Source organism: Mycoplasma sp. 4423 (assembly GCF_054353855.1).
This window is the reverse complement of the sequence record NZ_JBTHHJ010000001.1, coordinates 103320-122377: the sequence shown is the minus strand read 5'-3', so window position 1 is coordinate 122377 and position 19058 is coordinate 103320. Positions and strand designations below refer to the sequence as shown.

Annotated in this window: 19 protein-coding genes; 13 read left to right on the top strand and 6 right to left on the bottom strand. The window is 27.8% G+C overall.

All coding sequences use genetic code 4. The features are described from left to right. Window positions 1-130: 130 nt before the first annotated feature. Genes dnaE through ACXYRN_RS00340 form a run of 8 tightly spaced genes read left to right on the top strand, consistent with a single transcriptional unit; the run spans window position 131 to window position 8972 of the window. The gene (dnaE, locus tag ACXYRN_RS00375; RefSeq protein WP_458607248.1) at window positions 131-3085 is read left to right on the top strand and encodes a DNA polymerase III subunit alpha; all 2955 of its coding nucleotides are present in this window, start codon (window positions 131-133) and stop codon (window positions 3083-3085) included. Then, a complete protein-coding gene (locus tag ACXYRN_RS00370) occupies window positions 3078-3965 on the top strand; it encodes a 5'-3' exonuclease (protein ID WP_458607247.1) in 888 nt (295 codons plus the stop codon). Before dnaE ends, ACXYRN_RS00370 begins: the two co-directional genes overlap by 8 nt. After that, window positions 3941-4522 carry a dephospho-CoA kinase gene (locus ACXYRN_RS00365; RefSeq protein WP_458597466.1) on the top strand — a complete coding sequence of 194 codons (582 nt, stop codon included), beginning with the start codon at window positions 3941-3943 and terminating at the stop codon, window positions 4520-4522. The genes ACXYRN_RS00370 and ACXYRN_RS00365 overlap by 25 nt, the downstream gene beginning before the upstream one ends. Before the next feature lie 45 nt (window positions 4523-4567). After that, window positions 4568-5557 carry a replication initiation and membrane attachment family protein gene (locus tag ACXYRN_RS00360; RefSeq protein ID WP_458597464.1) on the top strand — a complete coding sequence of 330 codons (990 nt, stop codon included), beginning with the start codon at window positions 4568-4570 and terminating at the stop codon, window positions 5555-5557. Beyond that, window positions 5557-6486, top strand: coding sequence for a hypothetical protein (locus ACXYRN_RS00355; RefSeq protein ID WP_435128458.1), 930 nt, complete (start codon window positions 5557-5559; stop codon window positions 6484-6486). The genes ACXYRN_RS00360 and ACXYRN_RS00355 overlap by 1 nt, the downstream gene beginning before the upstream one ends. Next, window positions 6486-7322, top strand: coding sequence for a methionyl-tRNA formyltransferase (gene fmt, locus ACXYRN_RS00350; RefSeq protein ID WP_435128455.1), 837 nt, complete (start codon window positions 6486-6488; stop codon window positions 7320-7322). The genes ACXYRN_RS00355 and fmt overlap by 1 nt, the downstream gene beginning before the upstream one ends. A 17-nt stretch (window positions 7323-7339) precedes the next feature. Further along, the gene (locus ACXYRN_RS00345; RefSeq protein WP_458607246.1) at window positions 7340-7720 is read left to right on the top strand and encodes a S1 domain-containing protein; all 381 of its coding nucleotides are present in this window, start codon (window positions 7340-7342) and stop codon (window positions 7718-7720) included. Further along, window positions 7707-8972, top strand: coding sequence for a hypothetical protein (locus tag ACXYRN_RS00340; protein WP_458607245.1), 1266 nt, complete (start codon window positions 7707-7709; stop codon window positions 8970-8972). Before ACXYRN_RS00345 ends, ACXYRN_RS00340 begins: the two co-directional genes overlap by 14 nt. Window positions 8973-8998: 26 nt before the next feature. On the opposite strand, the gene pgsA is transcribed toward ACXYRN_RS00340, so the two are convergent. From pgsA to ACXYRN_RS00310, 6 genes are read right to left on the bottom strand one after another with little or no spacing between them, the layout of a single operon-like run. Then, the gene (gene pgsA / locus ACXYRN_RS00335) at window positions 8999-9649 is read right to left on the bottom strand and encodes a CDP-diacylglycerol--glycerol-3-phosphate 3-phosphatidyltransferase (protein ID WP_458607244.1); all 651 of its coding nucleotides are present in this window, start codon (window positions 9647-9649) and stop codon (window positions 8999-9001) included. Further along, complete coding sequence (locus ACXYRN_RS00330; RefSeq protein ID WP_458607243.1) at window positions 9636-10280, bottom strand: MHJ_0274 family protein; 645 nt, start codon at window positions 10278-10280, stop codon at window positions 9636-9638. The genes pgsA and ACXYRN_RS00330 overlap by 14 nt, the downstream gene beginning before the upstream one ends. Window positions 10281-10288: 8 nt before the next feature. Beyond that, entirely contained in the window at window positions 10289-10639 is a 351-nt protein-coding gene (locus ACXYRN_RS00325) for a hypothetical protein (RefSeq protein ID WP_435128440.1), read from the bottom strand. Window positions 10640-10641: 2 nt separating this feature from the next. After that, window positions 10642-12228 carry a magnesium transporter gene (mgtE, locus tag ACXYRN_RS00320; RefSeq protein ID WP_458607242.1) on the bottom strand — a complete coding sequence of 529 codons (1587 nt, stop codon included), beginning with the start codon at window positions 12226-12228 and terminating at the stop codon, window positions 10642-10644. 2 nt (window positions 12229-12230) lie between these two features. Next, a complete protein-coding gene (locus ACXYRN_RS00315) occupies window positions 12231-12812 on the bottom strand; it encodes a diadenylate cyclase (protein ID WP_458607241.1) in 582 nt (193 codons plus the stop codon). A gap of 9 nt (window positions 12813-12821) precedes the next feature. Beyond that, entirely contained in the window at window positions 12822-13043 is a 222-nt protein-coding gene (locus tag ACXYRN_RS00310) for a hypothetical protein (RefSeq protein WP_458597448.1), read from the bottom strand. Window positions 13044-13358: 315 nt separating this feature from the next. Here ACXYRN_RS00310 and ACXYRN_RS00305 point away from each other — a divergent pair, with 315 nt between their 5' ends. From ACXYRN_RS00305 to ACXYRN_RS00285, 5 genes are all read left to right on the top strand, one after another. After that, complete coding sequence (locus tag ACXYRN_RS00305; RefSeq protein WP_458607240.1) at window positions 13359-14567, top strand: hypothetical protein; 1209 nt, start codon at window positions 13359-13361, stop codon at window positions 14565-14567. Continuing rightward, the gene (locus tag ACXYRN_RS00300; protein ID WP_458607239.1) at window positions 14554-15525 is read left to right on the top strand and encodes a DHH family phosphoesterase; all 972 of its coding nucleotides are present in this window, start codon (window positions 14554-14556) and stop codon (window positions 15523-15525) included. The genes ACXYRN_RS00305 and ACXYRN_RS00300 overlap by 14 nt, the downstream gene beginning before the upstream one ends. Beyond that, complete coding sequence (locus tag ACXYRN_RS00295) at window positions 15516-16490, top strand: DHH family phosphoesterase (protein ID WP_435128423.1); 975 nt, start codon at window positions 15516-15518, stop codon at window positions 16488-16490. Before ACXYRN_RS00300 ends, ACXYRN_RS00295 begins: the two co-directional genes overlap by 10 nt. A 73-nt stretch (window positions 16491-16563) precedes the next feature. After that, window positions 16564-18549: an excinuclease ABC subunit UvrB gene (gene uvrB / locus ACXYRN_RS00290; protein WP_458607238.1), complete on the top strand. Its 1986-nt coding sequence runs from the start codon at window positions 16564-16566 to the stop codon at window positions 18547-18549. After that, window positions 18549-19055 carry a hypothetical protein gene (locus ACXYRN_RS00285; protein WP_458607237.1) on the top strand — a complete coding sequence of 169 codons (507 nt, stop codon included), beginning with the start codon at window positions 18549-18551 and terminating at the stop codon, window positions 19053-19055. The genes uvrB and ACXYRN_RS00285 overlap by 1 nt, the downstream gene beginning before the upstream one ends. Window positions 19056-19058 lie beyond the last annotated feature (3 nt).

Genomic DNA, 19058 nt, shown 5'->3' with positions numbered 1-19058 from the left:
CTAATTGTAATCTACCTTTTTCTCCTTTGTAAAGGTGGGAAAAGGTATTTTTTATATATATAACTTGTGAATAAGTATGTTAATAATATTATTATATTTATTTAAAAAATAAATATAATAGAATTTAAATATGAAAAAAAAAATCTATCTACATACAAATACTGAATATTCATTTTTAAATTCTACAATTAGGGTTGCTGATTTGCTGCATTTAAGCAAACTAATGAATCAAGAATATATCACCTTAACTGACTTTCAAAATTTTTATGCTTTGCAGTATTATTGAGAATTTATGGATGAATATGATTTTAAACCTATCATAGGAGTTGAATTAGAACTTATCCAAGGTTTTAGAGTTATTGCTATAGCAAAAAATAATAATGGATTAAATTACTTATATAAAATCGTTACAAATATTTCACAAAGTCAAATCCCTGATTATTATTACCTTGATAATAATGATATTTACTTAATTGATCATGATGAATATGGACATATAGCAAAAGAAATTAATTTAGATTATTATTTAGATAATTTCTATCTTAATTCAAAAAAAGTATTACATCATCAAAGTGTTTATGCTCCAACCAAAAGGATTCTACATTTTGATGACAATGAACTATTACCTATCTTAACTTTTATAGCAGGCAAAAACAAAACAATAAGAGTATATAATGATTATTTTGATGATAATGAATTTGAAGATATTGATGAGATAGTTTATCTAAATATGCTAAAAATAGTTGAATCAATATCAATTAGTAAACCTGATTCAAAAATCAAATTAGCAAAGTTTTCCGAAAATTCCAAAGAAATATTTCAGTCAAAGGTATTAGGTAAACGCTACCAGCAACTAATTAAACATTATGACAAAGAACAAGTTATTCAAAGAATTAAACATGAAGTAAAAGTGATTGATTCGCTTGGATTTATTGATTATTTTTTAATTATTCATGATGCACTCTCTTATGCCCGCGAGCATAAGATAAATATCGGACCAGGTCGAGGTAGTTCATCAGGTTCCTTGGTAGCATATTTATTAGAAATTACATCGATTAATCCACTTGAATTTGACTTACTTTTTGAAAGATTTTTGAATGTCGATCGTGTGTCATTACCTGATATTGATATTGATATTCAAGATAACCGTCGCGATGAAGTATTAAGTTATTTAAAACAAAAATATGGAAGCGAAAATTTTGCATTAATATCGACTTTTCAGACATTGGCTAGTAAAAATTCAATTCGCGATGTTGCTCGTTATTTAATTTCAAAAAATTTAATCAATATCAGCAAAACTGAAATAGATAACATTGCATCAACACTAAGTTTAAATGATAAAAACCTTTTAGATGCTTACGAAAATAATTCAAAATATAGATTACATATTTCTAAATTTCCTTTATTACATCAACTAGCATCAAAAATTGAAGGACTACCACGACAGGTTGGTTTACATGCTGCTGGTGTAGTGGTTGCAAATCAACCAATTAATCAATTAGTAGCAACTCATTATAATGATAATAGTTTTCAACAAATAGAAATGACAATGAATTATTTAGAACGTTTCGGTTTAATTAAGATAGACTTTTTAGGACTAAAAAACCTTACTTTTATACAAGAAATTGAAAACCAACTACCTGAAGAAAACCATTTTGATAATATAATGAATCAATCTTATTCACTTTTTAATGATAAAATAACATTTGATTTATTAAACAAACAATATACTGATGGAATTTTTCAACTTGAATCTCCTAAAATGAGACAAACTATAAAACAAGTGCATGTTGATAGTTTTGATGATATTTATGCAATTATTTCACTATTTAGACCAGGACCTGCAAAATATATACCGATATACGCTAAAAATAAACAGAATATTCACTTAATCGAAAAAGTACATCCGATTTATGATGCTATTGTGAAGCAAACATATGGGATTATAGTATATCAAGAACAAATTATGCAAATAGCTCAAAAATTGACAGGGATGACTTTTTCACAAGCAGACCTTTTACGTCGTGCAATTTCTAAAAAAGATGAGCAAGAGTTACATAAATTAAAAGGTTTATTCTTTGAAGGTGGACTAAAAAATAATATTCCAGAAGAAAAGCTTGAAGAAATTTATAGTAAAATAGAAAGTTTTGCAAATTACGGATTTAACAAAGCTCATGCTGTCGCATATGCATTGATAGCATATAAATTAGCCTATTATAAAACACGCTATCCACAAATTTTTTATCAAGCATTATTATCAGATGCAGGGATGGATTCATCAAATATCAAAAGATATTCAGAAGAGGCTTATATGCAAGGTATTTTAGTTGTAGCTCCTGATATTAATATCTCTAGTGCCTCAGCAGTGTTTTGAAAGGATCGTATTTATCTTTCCTTGCAGATTATCAAAGGTATTGGTTCGGTTGCTGTAACTAAGATTATCAGTGAACGCAGTAATTACGGATATTATCCTGATTTTATAACTGCTATTTTAAGATTAAAAAGGGTAGGTATTGGTGAAGCAGTTATAGATATTTTAATTAAAGCAGGAGTTTTCAGAAGCTTTGGTGGAGTTAAATATTTACTTACTATGATTCCAACTATTAATGAACTTTTTGCCGCCTATCAGATGCAAGTAAAAAGAAGTTCGGAAAATTTAGATGATTTTGATTTTTTATTAACATATATATCAAATGCACAGGTCTCACAAATGATATTTCCATCAGTTACCGAAGATTTAACCGAGCAAGAAGCATATGAAATTAAATATTTAGGGGCCAAATATACAACGGATAATAAAGAATATTTAAAAAAATTAAAAGATGATCATATTCCGTGTCTGATTAATGTTAATGAAGAAGGTTTATGAATCGATGTTGAGATTTTATCAGTTAAAAACGGAAACAATCTTAGACACACAAAGGTAAAAGTTAAAGATATTTCAGCTGTTGTAGAACTGCAAGGTTGAAGTCAAAATATAAAAAATTTATTAAATCGAAAACCAAAAACACGAATTCGAGCATTTGTAAAAAAGCGCAACGGATTTTATAATCTTATCGAATACAAGGAACTAATCAATGACTAAGCAAGAAATTTCATTAGTAATAGATGGAAATTATTTAATTTTTCAATCTTTTTATGCATCATATCGAGGCGATTTAACTAATATTTTAAGAAACGATGAAGGTTTTCCAACTAATGCATTACAACTATTTTTGATGCAAATGATTAAGTTAATTAAACACATAAAACCAAAATACCTTTTCATCGCTTTTGATGCACCAGGAAAAACGAAAAGACACTTGCAATATAGTAAGTATAAATCAGGTCGTGCTTCATCTCCGAATGAGCTATATTTGCAAATTGATAAAATCAAAGAGATTTTAAGTGTGTTAAAATTACCATGATTTCAGCAATTTGGTGATGAAGCAGACGACCTTGTTGCAACTTATGTCACAAAAATACCAGGTAAAAAGTTTATTTTTTCAGCCGATAAAGATTTATTACAATTAGTTAGTTCAGATGTTGAAGTTATATTGAATAAAAAAAATGAATATCTTCATATTAATGAGCAAAATTTTGTTGAATTTTATCATATAAAACCTAATCAAATAGCTACATATAAAGGTTTAAAAGGTGATCCATCGGATAATCTACCTGGAGTATGTGGGATTGGTGATATAACAGCAATTAAGTTAATTAAGGCTTTCAATGACTTTGATAATATCTATAAAAATATCGAAAACAGCAATCTCTTTACCAAATCAATTAAAGAAAAACTTTTAGCAGGCTATAGTGATGGAAAAATGTGCTATGAACTGGCAAAATTAAACACAGATGTAAGTGATTTTGATCTGAATATCCAAAAATATCTGCTCAACATCGATTTAGAAGCTGCAAATGATGTTCTTGATCAACTACAACTTAATACGGTAAAATCATGACTAATAAAACTAAAAAAATAGCAATTGTAGGTAGAATCGCCTCAGGAAAAAGTTATTTTCTTAACACATTAGCTTCCTTGGGCTATAAAACCATAAATATGGATGAATATGTATTAAATATATATCAAAATGATTTAGCCTTTATCAAACTGATACAATGCAGCATCGGAGAGTTTTTAATAAAGGATGGTAGAATATCAAAACAAGTTTTAAAAGATTGATTAGCACTTGATTATAACAATTTTGAAACTCTTGAAAGACTTTTATATCCATATTTAAAAACAAAATTACTACAAGAAACATTTGATTTTGTTGAAATACCAATTTTATTTACTCAAATAACAGATTTTAGTGACCTTTTTGATGAAATTTGAAATATGTCTATATGTCCGAAAAAGCGCAAGGAATTTGTTAATAAGCGCTTTGTGGAAAAGTCATTTTTTGAGTATTTAGATAAAAAAAATAACTATAAATGAACTAAAAACGAATTTTTTAGAAACAAAAGGGTTGTGAATATCCCTATGAGAAGTCGTGATACTAAGCAAAAAATTATGAAAATTCTGCAAAAATATAAATAAGTATTTAAAATTATTCTTACCTGATTATCTAAAAAGGAGTACCAGATGAGTTTAATGCAACATTTGGAATATAATAATTTTGTTATTTCTAAAAATTTTAATATCTCTACAGATGATTTACATAACCTAAGACAATTTTATGGAAGTTTTTTAGGCCCTGAAGGAGTATGTTTATACGAGTATTTACTGGATTTAGCAGGTGGGCAAGATTATAGTGTGGTTGAATATGATTTTTCAACATTAGCAATTTTTATAAATATACACGAATCACAACTTCAATCGGCTCGTGTCCGTTTAGAAGGAGCTGGTTTGATTAATACATATAAAGATAATAAAAAAGCCTTAACAATTTTTGAAATTCAAAAACCACTTACACCTGAAAATATCCAGCGAAATACCTTTTTGACTAATTTAATTGTAAGTAAAATAGGGAAGATAAATTTTGATAAGTTCATAAAATCCAGAAGGCAAAAAATTGTGTCTTCATATGAATTTAATTATGAAGATATTACATCAGATTTTTTTAGTGTTTTTTCAACTGTAAATCAAACAGAATCAGAGCAAATTGAAAGAAAATTAATTATGAATCAAGGCGCTACTTTAATAAGTGATCAAGAAATTAAGGTTTATACTAAAAAACATAACCTTCCTATTCCATTAGAAATAGGAAATGTACAATATTCTAATGCATATGAAGCAATTTTAAAACTTACACCACAGGCTTTTTTTAAACAACTAAGTAATGAAGAAATTTCATCAGCTGATGAAATTTCATTAAAAACATGAACAGATAGAATTCCAGAAAGCAAATGTTTAAACTTAATTATGTATATAGCACGTTTAAAATATAAAAGCGATAAGTGACATAAACACATCTGAACAATGATTTTAGAAATAAGTTCACAAAACTTGTTTAAATTTGAAGATATTGAAAAATATTTAGATGGTAAATTAAAAATTGATAAGAGATACACCCATATTTTTGAGCAAAAAACTGTATTAAAACAAGATTTTCTCACTAGAAAGACTAGTTAATGTTTGATTTTTCAAAACCCAGATCTAATTTTCAAAACCCACATCTTTCTTTAACAAATTTACCATCAAAACAACAAGTTATTAATGAAATTAAACAAAATCCAATATTATCACCTATTTTTAAAACATTAGCATTTACAGAGAATGATATTATTAATTCATATGCCAATTTAATTGACTATGTTCAAGAACAAAATGACCCGAATCGTTTATTTATTACAAATATTAAACGTGGGTATAATGGTCAAATAAATTTTACCAAGACACTTAATCACAAATCACCTTATATAACTGACTATAAATTATTGAATAACATAAAATTTAAATACATTTCTTCACCGATGACATCTGAAAGTTTGTCACATTTACAAATTACCTCAGAATCAGAAAGTGGATTTAAACATATGATGGAAATAAATTCACCATGATTAATTAATGAAAATAAATTTCGTGGGTTTTTCTTATACGGTGATGCAGAAAGTTCACGAAATCTAATGTTATCAGCTTTGACTAACGAATTTGCTTTAATGAATAAAAAAGTTGCCTATTTAAATATTAATAATTTAGATTCATATTCAAAAACTTTCATAAGACGTAATAGCGAAGATATAGTAAGTGAAATTAATGATTTTTTAACCAGTATTTTGTACTTAGATGTAATTATTTTTGACGAACTTGGACTAAAAAAGTTTTCAAATTGATTTTTAGAAACTTTTTTAGAACCTTTATTAACAGAATGTGTAGCGAATAAAAAAATAGTTATTTTCGGTTCTTATTATACCCCTGAATTACTGGATAAACAGTTTTTCAAAGACGGGTATAAAGATGATCGAAACGGATTAACACCGATGGCTAAAAAAATACTAATGCTTATAAATAAACTATCAAACTATCGTTCCTTATGAATTGGTAATAAAAAGGATAAATAATGAAAATTATCTTAGCAGGAACACCTGAATTTGCTGTTAAACCCTTTGAACAAGTGATAAATAACTTTGATGTAGTTGCCATTGTCAGTCAGCCAGATCGTCCAGCATCACGTGGATATAAAGTAAATCCTACACCAGTGAAATTACTTGCAAAAAAATATAATATTCCTTTATATCAACCCCAGAAAATATCGCAAATCTATGAGCAGTTAGCATCATATCAAGTTGATATATTTTTAACTTGTGCTTTCGGTCAATATATCCCAACAAAAATTCTTGATTTACCAAAAATAGCATCTATAAATATTCATGGTTCTTTACTTCCTAAATATCGTGGAGCAGCACCGATTCAATATAGTTTGTTAAATAACGATTCAGAAACAGGAATTTCACTAATATATATGACCAAAGAATTTGATGCAGGAGACATTCTGTTTACATCAAAAATTGCTATCTTACCAAGAGATACATCACAAACAATGTTTGAAAAACTTTCAAATTTAGCTTCTGAAAATATAGTAAAATGACTAAAAGATATAGAGTTGAATAAAATAAATCCTATAAAACAAGATGTATCCAAAGTAGTTTTGTCTCCTAAGTTAAGTAAAGATGATGCACTTTTAACTAGTTATATGAGTAAACAACAAGCATTTAATATCATACGTTGTTTTTCAAGCAATCCGGGTGCATATATAATTTATCAAAATAAACGCTTGAAAGTATATTATGCTTATTTTGAGCCAATTAAGAATGCAATAAAGTTAGATTTTAGTGACGGTTCATTATATGCTAGTGATTATCAATTCGAATCTAAAAGACGGGTAATTTTAAAATAATAAGATATAATTATATAATGAAATACAAGGTCGGTGATATTGTTATAGCAAAAGTGTTTAAAGTAGGTCCACAATATGTTTCATTGCAAACCAAGGATTTTACTAAGTTTTTTATTTATCGCGAAGATATTAGCGATTATAAACCTTGCAAAATTTACGATATATTCAAAATAGGAGATATCGTAAATTTTGTCTGTTTATATTTTAATATAAACAAAAACTATGGATATGGAAGTTATAAAAAAAATCATCCTAATGAATTAAGAACATATGGAAATTATTGATTAAAAGAAACTTCAAAAGGTTTTAGAAACTTAATTAATTATATGAACATACGCATCAAGGAATTTGCAAAACGAGAAAATAACCAGGATGTAAATAAAGATGTCAAAGGTTAAAATAAATACTTTATATAAAGCAAAATATCTACAAAAAGAATTATACATTTTTAACACTAATATTATCAGTAAACTTAAAAGTTTAAATTTTAAAGGTTCACAACACCTAGGATTTGATGATATAGCAATAAATTATAGTGTTAAAGGATTTAATAATATTATTAATTTTTGTAATTTATTATATAAAAATAATATTAAATATTTGCTAGTAATAGCATCAAAACAGACACAATTGATGCTTCAATCAGCACTTGAATTTATTTTTGGTAAATATGATTTTTATTCTGATGTAAAGATAAAATTAATTTTTATTAATAACGAAGATACAAAAGTTAACATTGAATCTAAGATTTATGCATATTTTCATCACTGTGATATAAAACATACAGGAATAATGTTTTTAGATGTATTTGATAACATCAATAAATTAAAAAGTAAATGGCTGGTTGAATTAGTTCTATCAAAATTTAACCAGCATGCAAGTGAATTTTTTGTGCAAAAACTTATTTATTTTATTGGTAAAAAAGAATGGTTTGCTAATTTAGCAAAATATAATATCCCTGATTCTAATATATTGTTTGTCTCATCATCAGTTCATAACCAATTTTCTTTTTTCTCAGAGTTATATTTAGTATTATTAGCTACACAAGGAGTAAATTTAAATAAATTAATTCACGGGTATAAAAACATTTCTGAAAGCATTTATGCAAACGATTCATATTTTAACAAAGCACTAGGTATGTTTTTACATTTAGTTAATTTTTATAATGAAAACAACACAAAAAAAGATATTTCATTAAATATCTTTGTTGGTTATGATGATTTTTTAGAAAATTTATCAAAGGTGTTTGCTTACCATTTTAATATGCTTACAGTAAGAAAAAAAGTTTTTAATGATAGTTGTGTTTTTTCTCGGGATATTTCTAGCATAGGTCAATCTATTTTATCAAACGGTTTACCAAAAACCTTATTTTATTTTGTATTTAAACGTAAATATTTTGATTATCAATTATCTTCAAATATTGATTTTGATGATTTATTATCAAATCTTTCTAATTTTACCTTACATGCCTTTAAAAATACCAGTCTTAATTCTTTTAATAACTATTTTATTTCATATATTGATGATTCTAAATCTGTTGAGATAGAAATAGCTAATAACGATGAAGAAGCATTAGGAGAACTAATTGGTTTGTTATATTGAAGCAAAATATTATATGCAATTTATTATGATTTAGATTTATTTACATAAAAAGTTGGTAACACCAACTTTTTGTCTTAAAAGAAAAATTTTGTTGCTAATTTTATATAAATATATCCAGAAAATAACGAGAATAATTGTGCTATAAATAATGGAATGTTTATTATATAAATTCAGTAATATAAATAACTATGATAATATGAAATATTAGGTATAAATTGCATAATAATTACAAATAAAAGTAATATAGGTATAGCAAAACTCATTAATAAAGTCTTTAGTTTACCTCAAAAGTTTGCTGAAATTTCCTGATTATTTTTTATCAATAACCCACGACATCCATCAACAATTATGTCACGTAATATGAATAATACTGTTGACCAAATTGGCGTATAAGAAATAACAGAAAGATAAATTAAAACAGAAGTTGTCATTATTTTATCAGCCAGAGGATCTCATAACTTACCAAAAGCAGTAATAATACGGTTTTTACGTGCTATTTTACCATCATAATAATCAGTAATCATCGCAGTGATAAAGATAATAAAAATAAGGATGTTAAAAATTAAATACATAATAGCTAAAAGCGAATTAGTTTGATTTAAAATATCTTTATTTGCAAAGAAAATCGTTGCATTAATACTAATAAGGATAATAATTGGTATAACTAAAATAATTCTTATTAAAGTAAGTTTATTAGGAACATTTAATGATTTAATTCATTGCATTACGTTTTTCTAACAATCTTTCTTTATATTTTTCTTCAAAAGCAGATTCGATTTGTTCAGGTGTTTTTAAATCATCTACATTTGTTCGTGCAGCTTCCGTTGCTATTTTTTGTGCTTCTGGTACATATTTTTTAAAGTCAGCAAGCAGAATACTAAATTTCTTTTCTCAAAGATTAGAATTTAAATCTCTTAGCATCTGTATTTCTTGCACTTCTTTTTGAAATTTAGGATTTTGAATAATAAAATTTTTAAATTCATATTCATCTAAGATATCATTAAGAAGGCTTTTTGTAGCCATATTGATATGTGACATTTTGTATTCACCAATACTTACAACAAAATTTTCATGTGTTTGGTGATTTAAATCAATCAATTTATTTAACTTAACAGTAGTCTCATACCAATATAACTTCGAATTTCGTTCATATTCAGCAGCAGCAGCCTTTGTTCTTTTGTTTTCAACCTTAGTTTTAATTGATTGATAAACAAAATAACCTATTAGTGCAAGAATAACTACACCAAAAATAACTCAAATAATAATCCCAGTACCACCAAACGGAGAAGCAGTGGTATTAGTTGTAACTGAGCCTTGGTTTGCAGTCGGGGTTTCTTCAAACCTAATAATATTCATATATCTCCTTATTTTCTTTTAATTTGTAATCTTCATTTAAATGTTTTTTCAAGTCGACAACCTAAAGCGATTTGAGTTTTCAATTCTTCAATGTTTGGAGCTTTCTCTAGCTCACCTTTACTTAAGCGCATAATTATATCGATAAGCATTGCATTTATTAAGTTTTTACTAATCACTTCTTTGTTTTCAGGTTTTTCATATATTACGAATCCACCATCAGAAAGTCTTTCGTGAATAGCAACTTGAGTACCAGATACAAGTTGATTCATCTCCTTTTTTATTTCTTTTAATTCATCATTAATTTCGTTATAGCGTTCTGCTAATAACTTTAATTTTTCAATATCTACTGTATTATCCATAATTAAACTCCTAGATTTGGTAAGTTAATAGGTCTATAAATATTCATATTTTGAATTATCGGGATGCCGATGTCTAATAATTCTTTGCTATGATGTTCGTTGTGTGATTTTGATGATATGATACCAACTTTTCAGGCAAATCATAAAACAAATAAATTCAGTCCAAAGAAAACCAAGGTTGATAAAGCATCAGAAAGAGTGGTTAAAATAGGTGCTGACATAACAGCAGGATCTTTTTTGAAACGTATTGCTAAAAGTGGAATAGTAGTTCCTAAAAACTTAGCAAAAATTACTACAAATCATAAAGATAAAGAACTAGCAATAATGATAAATGATAATGTTGCTCAGTCACCAATTTCATCTTTAAATTTTGGTGAAGCACTGTAAATACCATAATAAACATATAGACGCATAACATTTACCGTAAACATTATTGCACCAATTATCAAACCTACATTAAGTTCTTTGAAAATTACCTTTCGATATTCTTTTTTAGTAAAGTCACCTAATGCAGCAGCTCTGGTAATTGTTGTTGACGATTGTGAACCGGCATTTCCGGCGGCACCTGAGATAATAGGAATAAGTGAAACTATAATCGCTGTTGATACTGTAATACCAAGTCCTTTTATGACATTTTCAGAAAGATTTGTAAATTCTTGAATAATAAATTGTGATGCAGTTGCAGATAGCATAAGGATAATAAGTCATAAAACACGGGATTTGATAATTTTCAAAATTGATGTTTTTAAATAACTTTCTTCTGCTGCATCAGCATTAATACCAGCCATTTTATAAATATCCTCAGTTGCTTCATCTTGAATAATATCGATAACATCATCGGAAGTGATCATCCCGATAAGTCGGTTATCACTCGTTACAACTGGTAAAGTTGCTTTATCATGGTTTGAAAAAACCTGTGCTGCAAATTCTTTATCATCAGTAGGTTTAACACTTGCAACAGCATTATATATATCTTCAAGCAAGACATCTTCATCGGAAAAAACAAGTTCTTCTAATGTTACATCACCTAATAAAAAACCATGTGGATCAGTTATGTAAAAATTATAACCCATTAAAATATTTTGATTATAATCTCTTTTAATTTTAGCAATCGCTTTTTTACAAGTTCAATTGGATTTAAGGATTGAAATATCCACGCTCATGTAACTTCCGACTTGATCATCATTGAAAGAAAGAATTTGATTAATTTTTTCTCTTTTTTCCTTAGGTGTCTGTGAAAGAATTTTGCGAGTTAAATTTGCTGGTAATTCTTCTAAAATGTCTGCTAATTCATCAGTTTCGATTTCTTGTAAAACTTTTTGTCCTAAGTCATCAGTAAATAAATTAACAAGTTTAATTTTTACATCATCATCTAAGTATGAAAAAACCTCAGCAGCTTCTTCAGTTTTTAAAATACGCAAAATATAAATTTGATGTTCATCAGGAAGTGATTCAACCGCTTTGGCGAAGTCAGCGTGTGGTGTATCTTCTTCAAGATCCCGAATTTTCTTAACACTTTTTTCTTTTGTTAAAATTTTAAGTTTACCAATAAGAGTAGCAAGGGTAATTTCAACTGTGTTGTTTTCCATAATTACTCCTTAAGATACTTAATCAATTGTTCTTGAAATTCATTCATTTTGATTACTTCAATGCTACTACGTTTCAAAATCCTTATCGAACCATTTTCTTCAGAAACAACAATTGTAACTGCATCAGATTGTTCAGAAATACCAATTGCAGCACGATGACGCGAACCGTAATCTGCACTTACTGATTTACTTGTAATTTTATAAAATGTAGCAGCATAAAATATCCGATTTTCACGTATTACTACTGCCCCATCATGTAAAGGAGATTCTTTGTTAAAAATTGAAATAAGCAGAGAACTAGAAATATTTGCATCTAAAACAACACCATCAGTTCTCAAATTATCAATATTTTCTGTGTTCTCAATGGTAATTAATGCACCTATTTTATGTTTTGATAAATATTCAACTGTTTCTCGCAACTGATTGATTAAACGGATTTGACTACTTTTACCGAGTTTATCATATTTATTCTTTTTTAATTTTAAACTAAAAAATGTGTGTATGGTAGGTCATAAAATTATTATTATAATTACAGTTAATAAAATTAAAATAATTATTAATAATACTAAAATTACATCATCCAAGATAACTTCCTATAAGGTTTTACCGATAAAGAATGCTATTAATAATAAACCAATAATCAAAATTAAAACTAAAAATGAGATAAATAAGTTTTTTGTTAAATCACGTTTAATTCAAGGGAGTTGTTTTTGTTGTTCTTTATAGATTTGTTTTTGTTGTTTCTGTTTTGCTTTTGCTATTGCATATGCAATTTCTTCTTGCCTAAATTGCACAAATTTATCTTTTTTATCCATAAATCCCCCTAATTTTTATAATCATATAGTTTTACAATTATATATTTTTTTCTTTCTTTTGTTATTAAAAAATAAGCGAAAATAGTCACTTTAGATAATAACTTGTTATGTATTATGTTGGAATGACATATATAAATATATATCAAAGCTTATCAAAGTATAATTAATAATGAAATAACAAAAAGGAAAATTTAGCAGAAGTTATATAAATTTCACAGTTAATAAGATATAAGTACTAGAAGTATTCATATTCTAGTTTGTTAATTTAGAAAAATTCTTAATTAAAAAAACCAAAAAATGATAGAATTAATATATATGTTTAAAAAGAAATTTAAACTGCTTTTATGATTTTCACTCCCATCAATTTTTTTGACTGCTGTTTCATGTAGTTCGATTAGCACGGAATCTGAACTAAAGGATTTTCATAATTTTTATCTTAATACAAGAAAAGAAAATAATCCGAGATATAAATATTTACTTGCCTTAGTTGCCTATTTTGATAATTCTTTTAAGCAAACATTTGAGCAATTAAGACAAGGAAGCGGAGAAGTTGCAGCAAAAGATTTAACAAAATTTGCAGCATCGATACAGGCAAAACATAAATTATTTAATCTTTTAAAGAACGAATTATCTATAATCCCACTAGAGAAAATAAATGATTCAAACCAAGGTATTGCTTCATTAACTTTTTTAGAAAAATATAAGTTTATACACGGAGAAAACGAGAATCGTTTTCGTTCTTTAAAAGACACAACCAATGATTTTTTATATCTTGGGGATTTTAATTTATTATCACAAGGATTATTGTATAATCATTTTATATATATAAATTCACAATATTTTCCAAGAGATATTAATTCTGATATATATATTTTTTATAATCAATTCCAAGGTTTTATCGCACTTGCAGACCAAGGAAAAAAGAATTTATTTTATAATTTAGCAAAGGATGTAAATTCTAATAATCACCTTGATAAAAGATTGCAAAAATATCAGCAATTGATTAGTCAAAATGTTAAAGAAAAATCTAATTTGACTAATATACAGTCAAATTGAGAAAAACTGTTAAAAGTTCAAAAAGAACTTATAGCATATTTTGGACCATTTTTTGATGATATGAGACAAATATTCCAGGCAATTGATACATCGTTTTTTAAAACATTATCATTTGAACCGATTTTGGATGAATCAGATTTTCTAAAAATAAAAAATTATTTTAACTTTTTAACTACATTTTCAGATGTGTATTATATAACTATGAGTGATTTAATGCTTTTAAAACAGGATATAAATGATAAAATTAATAACTTGATTTTAAATATGCAAAATTCAGATGTTTTTAATAACACCGAATTAAATAAATTTAAAAACAACTTAAATAATCTATCGAATGAACAAATTTATAAGAAATTATTAAATATATTTAATGATGGATATAATACTAATGAATTTAAAAAACAGATGATGCAGAAAATAAATAATTACATAAAAAAGCACAGTAAGGAGTTATATGAAGATAGGTAATTCAAAAGTAGCAATTGATGCAATTAATAAATATGAAAATATAATTATTTTTCACCATATTCGTCCTGATGGTGACTGTTTAGGTTCTCAATTTGGTTTAAAAGAACTTATTAAAACAAACTTTCCAAATAAAAAAGTTTATACGGTAGGTGATAATGTAGGCGTTTTTGATTTTATGAACTATGATTTTGATAAAATTGAAGACATCGATTTTAACAATTCATTAGCAATAGTTGTTGATGCATCAAGTGGAGATCGGATTCAGTGTGCTGAACTTTTATATCAAAAATTAACTACTGCAAGATTAAGAATTGATCATCATCCAAATGAAGCAGATATTGATTATGAATATAATTGAATTGATGAGCATTATGTAGCGGCTGCTGAGATGATTGCGCAATTAGCTTATGATGCAGGTTGAAAAGTATCAAAGAGTGCATCAGAACATATTTATTTAGGTATTAATACAGATTCAGGACGCTTTTTATTTCCTGACACATCGCAGCGAACATATCAACTTGTAGCATTTTTAATGCAAAATGGGTTCCATCCACAAAACATTTTGAGACAACTAAGTAAGAGAAGTTTAAAAGATATAAAAATAATTGGTAAAATTCTTTCAGAATTCAAACAATCAAACAGAGTTTTATATTATGAAATCAAACAAGATTTTTTAAATGAATTTGAAATCAATTCCTTACAGGCAGCATTATATGTCAATGAGTTAGCAAATATTGAAAATAATTTATGTTGAGCTTTATTTATCCAACTTGAAGATGGTAGAATACGTGGTAGATTACGTTCAAGTGGACCGTTAGTAAATGTTGTTGCAAACAAATATAATGGTGGTGGACACGATAATGCAGCAGGAATTACATTAGAAAACTGAAACCAAGTTAATGATGTTTTAAAGGACTTGAATCAAAGCATAAGTGATTGAGAGGAAAAATGCGAGTAGGTAATTTAACAGATATTAAAAATGCAATTGAAAAATATGATAATATAGTTATTTTTCATCACATTCGTCCCGATGGAGATTGTCTAGGTTCACAATTTGCACTAAAAGAGTTAATTCAAGATAACTTCCCACATAAGATGGTTTATGCAATTGGTGACCATCAAGATGCTTTTAAGTTTATGAATTTTGAACACGATTTGATCCCTAATGATGAAATCTTGGCAAAATCACTTGGGATTGTTGTGGATGCTAATTTCAAAGAGAGAATTGAATTTAGTGATGTTTTAGATAAAAACTTGTTTGCTCAAGTTATTAGGATAGATCACCATCCTAATGAAGATGATTTAGCGGAAAATGCTATTAGATGGGTTGATTCAACATATGTAGCCGCTGATGAAATGGTAACTGAATTAGCAGTTGAAAGCAATTGAAAAATAACACCAAAGGCTGCTAATTATTTATATTTAGGGATTTATACCGATTCAGGACGCTTTTTATATAATAACACTTGTGCAAGGACTTTTAATTTAGTTGCACATTTATATCAAGCAGGATTAGATGCAGATTTTATTCATAAGAATTTATCTCAAACAACCTTGGAAGACTTAAAATTTAATGCCTGATTGATGTCTACTTTAAAAACTCGCGAAGGGGTAGCATACATTCAAAATGACTTGCTTACCACAAAAAAATATGGAAAAACTTCTCAAGGTTCATTGCGTGTAAATTCGATTGCGAATATCAAAGGGTTTCCGATTTGAGTGCAATTTTTAGAAGAAGAAGATGGTAGGGTGCGTGTTGAATTTCGCTCAAATGGTCCAATAGTTCGTAATGTAGCCTTAAAATGAGGCGGTGGTGGTCATGAACGCGCCGCTGGTTGCATTATTGATAGTTTTGATCAAGTTGAATCAGTGATTGATGATTGCGCTTATGAAGTTGAAAGATATACAAGTGAGCAAGAATAGCAAAAAAGTGCATTTTTATGCATTTTTTCTATGCTAATTATAGTTTTTAGCAAATGTGATATAATAAAATCATATGAGTATCTTCAAATTAAATGCGCAGTATCAACCATCTGGTGATCAACCACAGGCTATATCATTTCTTGTGAACGGCATAAACAAGCACCATAAACATCAAGTGCTTCACGGTGTCACTGGTTCTGGAAAAACCTTTACAATAGCAAATGTGATTAAAGAGTTTGATAAACCTGTTTTAGTTTTATCGCACAATAAAACCTTAGCTAGTCAACTTTATTCTGAATTAAAAAACTTCTTTCCTGATAATGCTGTTGAATACTATATATCATATTTTGATTACTTTAGACCTGAAGCTTACAAACCTAATACAGATACTTATATAGAAAAAGATTCGCGTACAAATGAGCAAATTGAAGTAATGCGATTGAGTTCAATAAACTCATTGATTACTCGCAAAGATGTAATTGTAGTAGCATCAGTTAGTGCGATTTATGGTGCATTAAATCCAGATGTATACCGCGAATCTTTTTATCGTTTCTATGTAGGATTGCAAATAAGCAAAAAAGATTTTATTTATAAACTTATTAAAATTTTATACAACCGAAACGATGTTGAAGCAAAGCCTGGTGAATTTTCTGTTAAAGGTGATGAAGTTATCATCAGACCATCAGATAATGAAGAAGTTGCTGTGCGAGTTAGTTTTTTTGATGACATTATTGAAGAAATAGCTATTATTCATGCTTTAAATAAACATGTAATTGAAAAAAAGAAAATCTTTGTGCTAGTTCCCGGAGATGCTTATGCAACCGATGATAGCATATATGATCAAATTATCCCTAAAATCCGTTCTGAATTACATCAACGGCTTGCTGACTTTTATAAAGAAAACAAACTGCTGGAAGCGCAAAGACTGAATCAAAGAATTAGCAATGATTTAGATGAGTTATCTGAATTTAAGATGTGCAAAGGGATAGAAAATTATTCAATGTATTTAGATGGTAGAACTTTTGGTGAGCGACCATACACACTTTTAGATTATTTCCCCCCTGAATCGTTGGTTTTCATCGATGAATCGCATATGTCTATTCCACAACTTAATGCAATGTATAAAGGGGATCATTCGCGAAAGCAAACCTTGGTAGATTATGGTTTTAGACTTCCATCTGCATTAGAAAATCGCCCTTTGAAGTTTGAAGAAACTGAAAATAATTTTGATTTTTTTAAAATCTATATTTCAGCAACTCCTGCTGAATACGAGCTAAATAAGGCACAAAATAATGTAACTAAGATGTTTATTAGACCAACAGGTTTAACTGACCCAGAGGTGGTGATTAAATCCACCGTAAACCAAATTCAGGACATTCATGATACTATTATTCAGCAACGACAAAGTGGTGGTAAAACTGTTGTAATTACTATTACTAAAGAAAGTTCAGAAAAGATTACGGAATATCTTATTTCACTTGGTATAAAGGCGGCATATATTCATTCGGAATTCAATACCTTTGAACGAAACGAACTGATTCGTAAATTACGTATCGGACAAATCGAGGTTTTAATCGGAATTAACTTACTACGTGAAGGAATTGATATTCCAGAAGTATCAAAAGTTTTAATTTTAGATGCTGGTTCACAAGGTTTTATGCGAACTGCCTCATCATTAATCCAAATTATCGGACGCGCATCACGGAATGCAAATGGACAGGCTGTTTTATATACGGATAATATTACCGAAGCAATCCAAATTACTTTGGATGACAACAAGTTAAAAAGACAAAAACAACTTGAATATAATAAAATTCATAATATAACTCCTAAAACAATCACAAAAGCAATACCACCTTCTATTTATGCTGACGGGATGCAAGGAGCAATAGATTTAATTTTAAGAAAGAAAAAACAAACCAAAGAAAATCAATTTGCTAAAAAAGATGATGTGATTAAAGAATTAAGAAAACAAATGGAAGCAGCAGCAAAGCAACAAGATTATGAGCGTGCTATTCAGTTGCGAGATATGATGTTTGAGCTGCAAAAAGGAGAATAATGTATACATATCAAGATATTTTAGATGACATTGATGTCATCCAAATCCGCTCTGTGGATGTTGTTTCAGTATACAATGCTTTTTTAAAAGTGTTTGCTATCGAAGTTGATAAAAATAATCCAGTTTATCACGAAGTAACTTGAAATAATTACCGTTCAAATGCAGGTTTTTCAAAACCGTTATATCGTTTCATTTTTTATATGTTTTATTATTTGAAAGACTTTAATTATATTGGTAAAAATCTCACAAGAGAACAAGCATTCGTAAAGATAAAAGAGTTGTTTGAACTCGATGCTACCTTTGAGTATCAAGCAAATTCACAAGCAGAAAACATTCTAGAGCAAGCAAAACAGATTTTTAGACTTGCTTATGTTGATGGTTCAACAAAAGATTTGTTAGTGCTAGTAGAAGAATTTGATATATTAAAGGATACTGATAAAAAACAAGCATTAAAGAAGATTTATTTTGATTTTGAACCATTTAATGGGTGTGATATCCCAGATTAAAAA